Raw genomic sequence first — 12,491 nt, forward strand, 5'->3', positions numbered from 1 at the left:
CAGCGCTAAATATTGGAATTGAATCAACTTTTCTCGCTCAAACTCTATTAATAGCCCCCTCTGCGTCTTGCAGGGCGCATACCCCCTCCTTATATACCCCGTGAAGCATGATCGGGGCGGTGCCCCGGTAGAAATTGGGATCGGCGCGTGGATGCCTCATTAGGGTCACGCACCACAACATCGCCTAAGAAAAGGATATGAACATGGCTAAAGTCATTGGAATCGATCTGGGGACCACAAACTCTTGTGTCTCCATCATGGACGGCTCGCAACCGCGGGTTATTGAAAACGCCGAAGGGGCGCGCACAACACCGTCAATCGTTGCGTTTACTGATAACGAACGTCTGGTTGGCCAGCCCGCCAAACGTCAGGCTGTCACCAACGCCGACAACACCATCTTTGCTGTTAAGCGCCTGATTGGTCGTCGCGCAGATGACCCCGCAATCAAGAAATACCAAAAGCATGTGTCATATTCCATCGTTGATGGTGGCAATGGCGACGCATGGGTCGAAGCAAATGGCGAGAAGTACAGCCCCAGCCAGATTTCCGCATTTATCCTTGGCAAAATGAAGGAAACCGCCGAAAGCTATTTGGGCGAGGAAGTGACACAAGCCGTGATCACCGTGCCTGCCTATTTCAACGACGCCCAACGCCAAGCCACCAAAGATGCTGGCAAAATCGCAGGGCTGGAAGTGCTGCGTATTATCAACGAACCAACAGCGGCTGCACTTGCCTATGGTCTGGACAAAAAAGATACCCAGACCATTGCGGTTTATGACCTTGGTGGCGGCACATTCGATGTGACAATTCTGGAAATTGACGACGGGTTGTTTGAAGTGAAGTCCACCAACGGGGATACGTTCCTTGGTGGTGAAGATTTCGACATGAAGATTGTTAAATATCTGTCGGACGAATTCAAAAAAGAAACCGGCGTTGATCTGTCCAAGGACAAAATGGCGCTGCAACGGCTGAAAGAAGCCGCCGAGAAAGCCAAGATCGAACTGTCTTCGGCCACACAGACCGAAATCAACCAGCCGTTTATCAGCATGGACCCGAACGGTGGGCAACCGCTGCACATGGTGATGAAACTGACCCGCGCCAAGCTGGAAAGCTTGGTTGGCGATCTGATCAAGGCGTCGTTGAAACCCTGTAAAGAAGCGCTGAAAGATGCGGGTATTTCCACCGGCGACATCGACGAGATCGTTCTGGTTGGTGGTATGACACGGATGCCCAAAGTGGTTGAGGAAGTCAGCAAGTTCTTTGGCAAAGAGCCGCACAAGGGTGTGAACCCTGACGAGGTGGTTGCCATGGGTGCTGCCATTCAGGCCGGTGTTCTGCAAGGCGACGTTAAAGACGTGGTTTTGCTGGATGTAACGCCATTGTCGCTGGGCATCGAGACATTGGGCGGCGTCTTCACCCGCCTGATCGACCGCAATACCACGATCCCGACCAAGAAATCGCAAGTGTTTTCAACCGCCGAAGATAACCAGAACGCCGTAACCATCCGCGTGTTCCAGGGCGAACGTGAAATGGCGGCGGACAACAAAATTCTGGGTCAGTTCAATCTGGAGGATATTCCACCAGCGCCGCGTGGTTTGCCGCAGATCGAGGTTACCTTTGATATTGACGCCAACGGCATCGTATCGGTCAGCGCCAAAGACAAAGGCACTGGCAAGGAACAGGTGATCACCATCCAAGCCTCGGGCGGCCTATCGGATGATGAGGTCGAGGATATGGTCAAAGAGGCGGAAGAAAACGCCGAATCCGATAAAGAGCGCAAAGAGCTGATTGAGGCCAAGAACCAAGCCGAGAGCCTGATCCATTCGACTGAAAAGGCGATGGAAGAGCACAAAGACAAGGTGGACCCGACTACCATCGAAGCGATCGAGCTGGCCATTGTTGCACTAAACGACCAACTGGAAACAGAAGACGCCGGAAAAATTAAATCCGGCATCCAGAACGTCACCGAAGCCGCAATGAAACTGGGCGAAGCCATCTATAAGGCCGCACAGGAAGAAGCCGGTGAAGAAACCGAAGCCAACCCCGAAGAAGATATTTCGGGTGTTGATGACGATATTGTCGATGCCGATTTCGAAGATTTGGACGACGACAAACGCGCATAAGGCGATAACCACGCCATAGGCCGACCTGATAATATGTCGGGTCGGCCTTCGCGTTCCCAGAGGGAAACATAATGTCAAAGCTCGATTATTACGAATTGTTGAGCATCCAGAGGACCGCCTCTGCGGATGAGATCAAGAAAGCCTATCGCAAGAAGGCCAAAGAACTGCACCCGGATCGCAATTCCGACAATCCGAAGGCCGAAGAGCAGTTCAAAGAAGTAAATGAAGCGCACGAAATTCTGAAAGACGCTGAAAAACGTGCCGCCTATGACCGCTTTGGGCATGCAGCCTTTGAAGGTGGTGGACCACGCGGTGGACATCCGGGCCAAGGCGACTTTGCCTCGGCATTTTCAGACGTATTTGACGATCTGTTCGGTGATTTCATGGGCGGCCAACGTGGCGGCGGACGCCCACGCGCCACGCGCGGTTCCGATCTGCGCTATAACTTGCGCGTGTCACTGGAAGAGGCGTTTTCAGGCATCCAGAAAACCATCAGCGTGCCAACCTCGATTGCCTGTTCGGAATGTTCCGGCACCGGCGCCGAAAGCGGGGCCGAGCCTGTCACCTGCCCCACCTGTTCGGGCATGGGCAAGGTCCGTGCGCAACAGGGTTTCTTTACCGTTGAACGCACCTGCCCCACCTGTCAGGGCGCGGGCCAGATGATCAACAACCCCTGCAAGGCCTGTAGTGGCGCTGGCCGCACTGAAAAGGAACGCTCGCTTTCCGTCAACATCCCCGTTGGCGTCGAAACCGGCACCCGTATCCGTCTGGCGGGCGAAGGCGAGGCCGGACTGCGTGGTGGACCCGCCGGTGACCTATATATCTTTATCGAGGTGAACGAACACGCCTTGTTCCAGCGCGACGGTGTGAACCTGTATTGCCAAGTTCCCGTCAGTATCGGAAACGCCGCATTGGGGGGTGATATCGAAGTGCCCACCATCGATGGTGGCCGCAGCCGTGTCAAAGTGCCTGCCGGCTCGCAGTCTGGTCGACAGATGCGCCTGCGCTCCAAAGGTATGCCTGCGCTTCGTGGTAATGGCACCGGTGATATGTTTATCGAGCTGGCGGTGGAAACACCCGTCAATCTGACCACGCGCCAAAAAGAAATCATGCGCGAGTTTGAAGACGTGGCGGCAGATAACAATCCTAACGGTTCCAACTTCTTCTCAAAGGTGAAAACCTTTTGGGACGGGATGAAGAGCTAGGCTCGGATAATTTGGGTTAACCAAATATTCACCATATCAGGCGAGCGTAGCCCCTATGGCCACGCAAAACCAATTCTCTGAAATGCCGCTGCCCCTGTTTGATGGGGCGGATGTGGCTGTGGTGCCCAAATCCACACCGCAACCCTCCTATATCCGTGATCACCGCAAACGCCTGCGCACGCGGTTCCTTGAAGGCGGCGCCACCGCAATACCCGATTACGAAATGCTGGAACTGGTCCTGTTCCGCGCCATCCCGCGCCGTGATGTGAAACCATTGGCATGGCGATTGTTGGACCAATTCGGCGATTTTAACCGCGTCATTTCAGCCCCGAGTGAACGGCTATGCGAAATCAAAGGGGTGGGCGATGCCGTGGTGCTGGAGCTAAAGATTGTCGAGGCCGCAGCACACCGTCTGGCCCGCGCCCGCGTGATGCTGCGCCATATATTGTCCGGCTGGGATGCGGTGCTGGATTATTGCCACACCACAATGGCGCACCGCGAAACAGAACAGTTCCGCGTGCTGTATCTGGATCGCAAAAATGTGCTGATCGCCGACGAAGAACAGGCCAAAGGCACCATCGACCATGTGCCGGTCTACCCGCGCGAAGTGGTGAAACGGGCGCTGGAACTGAACGCCTCGGCGCTACTATTGGTGCACAATCACCCGTCCGGCGACCCGACCCCGTCAGATGCAGACATCACCATGACCAACCAGATACAGGATGCGGCATCGGCATTGGGCCTGACGCTGCACGACCACCTGATCATCGGAAAATCCCGCGAACTTAGCTTTCGCAGCGAAGGGTATCTGTAGCCTTACGCTACTTCACCCACACCTCAACCCGCCGGTTCACCTGTCGTCCCCATTCGGTGTCATCGCACGCCATCGGCAACGCCTCGCCAAAGGCTTTGATGCTCAACGACATTTGCGCTGGTTTCAATGTGGTCGCGACCTTGGTCACCGCTGCGCGCACCACCGATGCGCGTCGTTTGGCAATATTAAGGTTCACACCCGCGTCGCCATCCCCGTCACTGAACCCGACAAACATCAATTCGCGCCCGTCATAGGTGCCCGCCTCTAGCAGCCGCGCCAACAAAACCACGTTAGAGCGCGATTGTGCATCCAGCGACGATGACCCCGTATTGAACCGGAACGTAATGGTCAAACGCGACGCGGGGCGCAGCACGTCAACCATTCGCTGCAATTCTTCCAGCTGGGTTTCTACGCCTGCTGACGCTATCGCATTGGCAAACCGCTTGCCCTGCTCTCCAATGCCGATCTCGCTCACATCCTGATCAACAAATCCGACATGCCGCACCACCCGTTGCGCGGCTGGCGACCGTAGGAATGTCAGAAATTCCCGCGCGGTTTTTGGCAAGCGACGCGCCGGTGTGTAGATGAATAAGGGCGCGGTCAGGGGGTAGTCGTCAGATTTCAGGGACTCTGGCGTCGCGCTAAACGCCATACCGCACGCCCCCCTTAGCGCCAGCATCTTTGCATTTCCGATCTCGGAAAACCGAGTGATCCCGATGGCAAAAGGATCATTTGCAACTGCATCAACCACAGCGGTGGCAGAAGCATGACGAACAGCTACCGTGGCCACATCAAGGCTCGCAACCTGCATGACATCTGATGAGAATCGCCGCGACAATCCGGATTCCGGCGCGGGCAAATGCAAATAGATTGGCGCATCCGGCCCCCCAATATCCTGCCAATTGGTCATTTCACCAGAATAGATTCGCGCCAGATCCGTCACTGAAACCGCCGTGACAGGGTTGTTCTTAGCCACAACCGGCACCAATCCGTCCAGCGCAACAATCCGGCTGCGGGCGGCGTGTTTCATATCGCCCAACCCGGCCTTTTGCGCGGCCTGAACCTCGCGCGCGCTAATCTCGCGCATGGCCAGAACCATGTCTGCATCGCCTGCTAACATCGCAGCAAAGCCATCATCGGTATTGGAAATCTGAAAGGAAATTCGCGCAACATCTTTGCCGGTGTCACCCAGGCGCAGAACATAGGTGTAATGCGTATCATCGCGCACAATCCGGCGCACCTGCATGCCGCTTTGATCGGCGAACATCTCGACCAAGGCTGGCAGCAGCACCTCGCCCATTGGCCGCGCTCCGGCGATTGAAAATTCGGCAATATAGGTTTCTAGATTTGGACAGCCCACGCCCGCGCAGGTCACACCAGTGCCATCCAGCGTCAACGCGCCGTATATCGATTCAATCCGGTAAAATTCACCATCAAAAGATAACAGCGTTCCATTGACCGAAACCTTGCCATCGCGCGAGGTTAGCGTCACATCTTGGGCCAATGTTGGCACAAGCAGTCCTAATATGAAAAGTGCGGCGAGGACCGCCGCACGAAGAATTCTCATTGGTCATCCCGAGATTGTCGCGTCAGTTATTAATTCTGTGCGATCTTTAAGTCTCTGAGAAGATTATTCAACACCAGAAAATCACCAATAGCATCACAGGCGGGCATTGATAGCGTCAAATCAACGATGGAAACTCCACCATCAACCCCGCTTTGCAGCGCTTGTGCCGTGATTTCCTTGTCGCAAGTGTTGGCGGTTACTTCGGCCTCGACACTTAGGCGAACCACACCTGATTTATGAATCTGGCCGCTCGGAAAGCTGTAAATTTCGGCGTGTCTTGCTGCGGGAAAATCGATATTACCAAGTTCAGTCATATACCCGCCACGCGCTTGCAACGCCTTTGCAACCGATTGCGGGGCCTCGGCCCAGACATGGCCGTTTTCACCATAGTTCGCCCCCAGCTCAAGAGCATGAATTCTAAGGCCGCTATCACCAACCCATTGCACGGCAACCCTGTCGTAATCGGATACTTCCGGCACATTTGCAGTGGCTGAAATGGTCTCGCCGTCCTGCAGCTCAAATTCAAACGATGCCGTCATGGCCATTGCAGGCACAACGGATGTAAAATAACCAATGTCGGATGTTACAGCGGTGAAGGTCAAACCCTCGTGATTGACCGTCACGATTTCATTCGCGCGACATGGTGCCTTGAAATCAAGCGTCACCATTGCGCCCGCTGTTTTGGTCGCTGTAAGCGCCACATCACAGGCCAATCCAAGCGGGCTGAGCGGTTGATCCGCAGCCAGATTGGGTAAAACATAGTTTTGCTCGGTACTGTTGACGCGATCGGCAAGGCCGGATGTATCCGCTGGGATCTGTGCGATTACTGGCGGGATTGATCCGCTCTCATCCACAATTTCCGCCGCAGCAAGCTGAACGCTTTGATCAGGCTGCGCTTGTGGTCGGGGTGAATCCGCCTTTGCAAAACGGGCCGCTAGGGCATCACCGTTTTGCATCACAAATCCTGCGGTTGCGGCAATAATAAGTGTTGCCGCCGCTGTCTTATAGCTCTTCTTATTGAGCATGGTTGCCTCCATTACCAATGCTCCCACCCAGCGCCTATTATGCGCGCAAACTTGCCAATTCCACATGGTGAAAATAGATAAGATTTTGGTGAGGCGGCACAGTCACAGCCATCCAGATATGGAATGGGGTTTGTCAGAAAAGCTATATCTAGCGGTGGCACAAAGGCTTTACCACGAAATATGCGCCATTATCTTGCCACAATCGAAACCGCAAAATTTTCGCGCCGCGAATCGGACGCTCTAAACCAGCCGACCGTGGCAATGCTTGAACTTTTTGCCAGAGCCACAGGGGCAGCTGTCATTGCGCCCCGGATTACCCCATGTGGTTTCGTCATTTTCATCAAACCCGTCGGCCGCACTTGCGGCTGGTGCCCCTGCTGCTGAGGGCGAAAGCCCCTGTTGCTGCGCCAGCATTTGCTGCATCATTGTCTCTTGTTCTTCCTCGGAAAGGGGCCGGATTTGCGACAGTTTTTGCGTCACTTCCTCGCGCAATGAATCCAGCAGGCTTTCAAACATCTGGAACGATTCTGTCTTATATTCGTTCAGCGGGTCACGCTGGGCATAGCCTCGAAAACCCACGACAGAACGCAGATGTTCTAGCGTCAGCAAATGATCACGCCATTTCCCGTCAATCGTTTGCAGCAATATCTGTTTTTCAATGTTGCGCATAGTTTCAGGACCGAATTGCGCAGCCTTCGCTGCCATCATTTCGTCCGACGCATCACACAAACGCTCGGTGATGGCTTCGTCATCAACACCCTCTTCTTCGGCCCATGTCATTACCGGCACATCCATGCCCATCCGTTCAATCACCGAGGCATACAGCCCTTCGGTATTCCACTGGTCGGCATAGGTTTTGGGCGGAATGAATTCTTCAACTAGGTCTTCGACAACCTGATGGCGCATGTCCTGTATGATTTCGGACAGGTCTTCGGCTTCCATGATTTCACGCCGCTGCGAGAATATCACCTTGCGCTGGTCATTCATCACGTCATCAAATTTCAACAGCTGTTTACGAATGTCAAAGTTGCGGCCTTCAACCTTGGCCTGCGCTTTTTCCAGCGATTTATTGACCCACGGATGAACGATAGCCTCGCCATCCTTCATGCCCAGTTTGGTCAGCACCGCATCCAACTTCTCGGAGCCGAAAATCCGCATCAGATCATCTTCGAGTGACAAAAAGAACGATGAACGGCCCGGGTCACCTTGGCGACCCGAACGGCCACGTAACTGGTTATCAATCCTGCGGCTTTCGTGACGTTCTGTGGCCAGAACATACAGGCCCCCCGCCGCAATAACCTTGGCTTTGTCATCGGCATGCTCTGCCACGATTTTGGTACGCAACTCTTCCGGGTTGGCCTCTGGATCGGCCTCTAGCGCCTCGTTGAACACCATATCAACGTTACCACCCAGCTGAATATCTGTGCCGCGGCCCGCCATGTTAGTGGCAATGGTCACCGCACCGAATTTGCCCGCATCGGCGATAATTTTCGCTTCTTGTTCGTGATGACGCGCGTTCAGCACGTTATGTTTAACGCCCGCAGCTTTCAACATCTCAGACAGCGCCTCGGATTTTTCAATCGAGGTGGTACCGACCAGCAGCGGTTGGCCCTTGGCGTGTGCCTCTTCAATCGCCTTAACCACACCTTCAAATTTCTCGCGGGTGGTGCGGTAAACCTGATCGTGCTCGTCTTCGCGGGCAATCGGGCGGTTTGTCGGCACTTCGACCACACCCAGCCCATAGATTTCGGCGAATTCTTCGGCTTCCGTCGCCGCGGTGCCGGTCATGCCGGCCAGTTTGTCATACAGGCGGAAATAGTTCTGGAATGTCACCGAGGCCAGTGTCACGTTTTCGGCCTGAATGTTCACACCCTCTTTGGCCTCGATTGCCTGATGCAGGCCGTCGGACAAACGCCGACCTGCCATCATCCGACCGGTAAATTCGTCGATCAACATCACTTCGCCATCACGAACGATGTAATCCTTGTCTTTCAGGAATAGTTTATGCGCCTTTAGGCCCTGATTGACGTGGTGCACGATTGTGGTGCTTTCGGGATCATACAGCGATTGCTCTGGCGGCAAGATGCCCGCATCCCGCAGGGTTTGTTCGATAAAATCGTTGCCCTCTTCGGTGTAGGTCACGTTTTTGGTTTTCTCGTCCAGCTCGAAATGCTCATCCGTCAGGTTCGGGATCAGTTTATCAATGGTGATATACAGCTCGGACCGGTCCTGTGCGGGGCCGGAAATAATCAGCGGCGTGCGGGCATCGTCGATCAGGATCGAATCCACCTCGTCGACAATCGCAAAGTTATGCCCGCGCTGCGCCATTTCGGACAATTCGGACCGCATGTTATCGCGCAGGTAATCAAAGCCCAGCTCGTTGTTGGTGGTGTGGGTAATGTCGGCAGCGTAGGCTGCTTTCTTTTCGTCTTCGGGCATGTTCGGGTAAACCACACCGGTGGTCATACCCAGTGCAGTATAAACCTTGCCCATCCATTCAGCATCGCGTTTGGCCAGATAGTCGTTCACCGTGACGATATGCACGCCCTTGCCGGTTAGTGCATTCAGATAGGCAGGCAGGGTTGCCACAAGGGTTTTACCCTCGCCAGTTTTCATTTCGGCGATGTTGCCTTGATGCAGGAAAATGCCGCCCATCAACTGGGTGTCAAACGCCCGCAGGCCCAGCGCACGGTGGGCTGCTTCGCGCACATTGGCGAAGGCTTCGGGCAGCAGATCATCCAGGCTTTCACCCTTCTTCGCACGTGCTGCAAGTTCTTCGGTCTTCTGTTTGATTTCTTCATCCGAGAGTTTCACAAACTCGGGCTCAAGCGCGTTTATCTTATCGACCAGCGGCACCGTCGCTTTGATTTTACGATCGTTCGGGGTGCCAAAGACTTTCTTGGCTATTGTTCCGATACCTAGCATGTTCTCTCCGCCTGATGGTCAACTTACAAAATCGTGTGCGACATTCCCTTGCCCCCCTCTCCCGACAGCCCTAAAACAATCAGGAAGAAAAGGCCAAGCTATCGCCAAGACCCTTTGGCGATGTAAGCAGCTGTATAGGTAGTGTCAATGTTACGCGCCCGCGTGACCCGATCTGAGGACAAATAGATGTTAAAACGCAATAATTTCTGGCTAACTGCGGCTCTGGTGACAGGATTGGCCATTCCTGCGTGGGGCGGTGAAACCACCGCTGATACCGTTGTTGCTACTGTGAATGGGGTGGACATTACAGTTGGCCACATGATCGCAACCAAAACAGGGCTGCCCGAACAGTACCAATCCCTGCCTGACGAAGTGTTGTTTGAGGGCATTTTAGAGCAGCTGATCCAGCAAACCGTTCTTTCACAATCGCTTGAGGGCGAACAATCCCGCGTCATCACCCTTTCTATCGAAAATGAATTACGCACAATGCGGGCAGGTGATGCCCTGGATGCCAAAATTGCCGATGCCATCACCGATGAAGCGATTCAGGCTGCATATGACGCCCGCTTTGCCGATGCAGAGCCAAGCACCGAATACAATGCCTCTCATATTCTGGTCGAAACCGAAGACGAAGCCAAAGAAGTCCGCAAAATGCTGGATGAGGGCGCAATTTTTGCCGACCTGGCCAAGGAAAAATCAACCGGTCCATCCGGTGCCAACGGAGGCGAGTTGGGCTGGTTTGGTCTGGGCATGATGGTGAAACCGTTCGAGGATGCGGTGATTTCAATGAAAACAGGCGATGTTTCAGACCCTGTTCAAACCCAATTCGGCTGGCACATCCTAATCCTGAATGAAACCCGCCTACAAGACGCGCCCAGCATTGATTCCGTTCGGGAGGAGCTGGAAGCAGAAATCCAGCAAAAAGCGGTTGAAGATGCTATCACCGCCTTGACCGATGCGGCCACGATCACACGGGCAGAAGAAGATAGCATTGACGCCTCTATGCTTAGCAATATCGGTTTGCTTGAAAACTAAAGGGCAATACAGTGGCACATGTCTCACCTCTGGCGCCAAAAGACGGGTTTCCAGATCTACCTGTCATCGACGGTGTCGCGTTTGCGACTGTCGAGGCTGGCGTGCGTTATAGCGGGCGCACGGATGTGATGCTGGCGCATTTATGCGCTGGAACTGCAATCGCAGGTGTGTTTACTAAATCCGCAACACGGGCCGCCCCTGTGCTGGATTGTCAGGCGAAACTGGGGGCCGCGACGGATGGCGGGGCGGCGATTATCGTCAATTCCGGTAACGCCAACGCTTTTACCGGTAAAAACGGGCAAGAGGCCGTCGCGTCTATCACCAATGCCGTAGCGCGAATGCTGGATGTGCCGCAGAACCGTGTTTATTCATCGTCAACCGGCGTGATTGGCGAGGCATTGGTCCATGAGCGTATCACCGCAAAGCTGGCCGAATTAAAAGACGGCCTGTCATCCAATCGCATTGCCGATGCCGCCGATGCCATCAGAACGACAGATACCTTTTCCAAAGGCGCATCGGCGCAACTCGAAACCGACAGCGGCGTGATTAACATCGCGGGCATCGCCAAAGGATCAGGCATGATCGCGCCCGATATGGCGACGATGCTGGTTTACATCTTTACCGACGCCAAAATCACCCAGCCGTTATTGCAGGACATGCTGGCCACACTGACGGATAAAACCTTCAACTGCATCACCGTGGACAGCGACACGTCCACTTCAGACACCCTGCTGCTGGCGGCAACAGGCACATCAAGCGCTGCCGAGGTTACCAAGGCACACGGGCCGTTCTATGACGCCCTACACGACGTCATGCGTGATCTGGCGCATCAGGTTGTCAAAGACGGCGAAGGTGCGACCAAATTTGTCGAGGTGCGCATAACTGGTGCTGAAACAGACGCCGATGCGCATAAAATCGGCATGTCGATTGCCAATTCGCCGCTGGTGAAAACTGCCATTGCCGGCGAAGACCCGAACTGGGGCCGTGTGGTGATGGCGGTGGGTAAATCCGGCGCCAAGGCTGATCGCGATTTACTGTCGATCCGGTTTGGCGATGTTGTGATTGCTGAAAAAGGCTGGGTTTCGCCAGATTACAGCGAGGATGCGGCCGCCAAGCACATGAAGGGTGACGAGGTGCTGATTGCAGTTGATTTGGGCATTGGCGATGGAGAAGCCACTGTCTGGACCTGTGATCTGACCCACGGCTACATCGAAATCAACGCGGATTATCGGTCGTGAAAACGCTGCTGGTTTCTGCTGTTGCCCTGATTGACCGTGACGGGCGGATTTTGCTGGCCCAGCGCCCCGAAGGTAAATCAATGGCGGGTCTGTGGGAATTTCCCGGCGGCAAAGTAGAGCCGGGCGAAACACCGGAAATCGCCCTGATCCGCGAATTAGAGGAAGAACTGGGCATTAACACATGGTCCAGCTGCCTTGCCCCGCTAAGTTTCGCCAGCCACAGTTACGATGATTTTCACCTGCTGATGCCCTTGTTCGCCTGCCGAAAATGGGAGGGAACGCCGCATCCGAAAGAGGGCCAGACCCTGAAATGGGTGCATGTGCGCGACCTGCGTAATTATCCGATGCCCCCTGCCGACATCCCGCTGATCCCTGTTTTGCGTGATTGGTTATAAAAATGGCCACTGTTTCAAAAATTGAAACAAATTGTAAACTAGGGCCTGTTGACGTTTACCGCAAATGAATGACGGTTGCGACGATTGAAATCATGGCCTTAAAACTATCGTCAGTTTTACATGCACGTAATGCTATCCTTTTGAATTCCTTTATCTTTTGGAAG

9 protein-coding genes are annotated in these 12,491 nt (G+C 54.2%); 6 read left to right on the plus strand and 3 right to left on the minus strand.

Annotation, left to right across the window (positions count from 1 at the left end; translation table 11 throughout):
* The first annotated feature begins 203 nt into the window (after positions 1-203).
* From dnaK to radC, 3 genes are all read left to right on the plus strand, one after another.
* On the plus strand, positions 204-2,123 hold the full coding sequence (gene dnaK, locus ACWB12_RS16150; RefSeq protein WP_479531126.1) for a molecular chaperone DnaK: 1,920 nt from the start codon (positions 204-206) through the stop codon (positions 2,121-2,123).
* Positions 2,124-2,194: 71 nt separating this feature from the next.
* Entirely contained in the window at positions 2,195-3,328 is a 1,134-nt protein-coding gene (gene dnaJ, locus ACWB12_RS16155) for a molecular chaperone DnaJ (RefSeq protein WP_479531127.1), read from the plus strand.
* 55 nt (positions 3,329-3,383) lie between these two features.
* A complete protein-coding gene (gene radC / locus ACWB12_RS16160) occupies positions 3,384-4,142 on the plus strand; it encodes a RadC family protein (protein WP_479531128.1) in 759 nt (252 codons plus the stop codon).
* A gap of 7 nt (positions 4,143-4,149) precedes the next feature.
* On the opposite strand, the gene ACWB12_RS16165 is transcribed toward radC, so the two are convergent.
* The 3 genes from ACWB12_RS16165 to secA form a co-directional block, all read right to left on the minus strand.
* Positions 4,150-5,709 (minus strand): substrate-binding domain-containing protein, encoded by a 1,560-nt coding sequence (locus ACWB12_RS16165; RefSeq protein ID WP_479531129.1) that lies wholly within the window; start codon positions 5,707-5,709, stop codon positions 4,150-4,152.
* 29 nt (positions 5,710-5,738) lie between these two features.
* Positions 5,739-6,734: a translocase gene (locus ACWB12_RS16170; RefSeq protein ID WP_479531130.1), complete on the minus strand. Its 996-nt coding sequence runs from the start codon at positions 6,732-6,734 to the stop codon at positions 5,739-5,741.
* Positions 6,735-6,974: 240 nt separating this feature from the next.
* On the minus strand, positions 6,975-9,659 hold the full coding sequence (gene secA, locus ACWB12_RS16175; RefSeq protein WP_479531131.1) for a preprotein translocase subunit SecA: 2,685 nt from the start codon (positions 9,657-9,659) through the stop codon (positions 6,975-6,977).
* A 186-nt stretch (positions 9,660-9,845) separates the two neighbouring features.
* Here secA and ACWB12_RS16180 point away from each other — a divergent pair, with 186 nt between their 5' ends.
* Genes ACWB12_RS16180 through mutT form a run of 3 tightly spaced genes read left to right on the plus strand, consistent with a single transcriptional unit; the run spans position 9,846 to position 12,327 of the window.
* Positions 9,846-10,694 (plus strand): peptidylprolyl isomerase, encoded by an 849-nt coding sequence (locus ACWB12_RS16180; protein ID WP_479531132.1) that lies wholly within the window; start codon positions 9,846-9,848, stop codon positions 10,692-10,694.
* Positions 10,695-10,705: 11 nt separating this feature from the next.
* Complete coding sequence (argJ, locus tag ACWB12_RS16185; RefSeq protein ID WP_479531133.1) at positions 10,706-11,932, plus strand: bifunctional glutamate N-acetyltransferase/amino-acid acetyltransferase ArgJ; 1,227 nt, start codon at positions 10,706-10,708, stop codon at positions 11,930-11,932.
* Positions 11,929-12,327 carry an 8-oxo-dGTP diphosphatase MutT gene (gene mutT / locus ACWB12_RS16190; protein ID WP_479531134.1) on the plus strand — a complete coding sequence of 133 codons (399 nt, stop codon included), beginning with the start codon at positions 11,929-11,931 and terminating at the stop codon, positions 12,325-12,327. Before argJ ends, mutT begins: the two co-directional genes overlap by 4 nt.
* The last annotated feature ends 164 nt before the right edge of the window (positions 12,328-12,491 follow it).

This window comes from Profundibacter sp. (assembly GCF_056498605.1).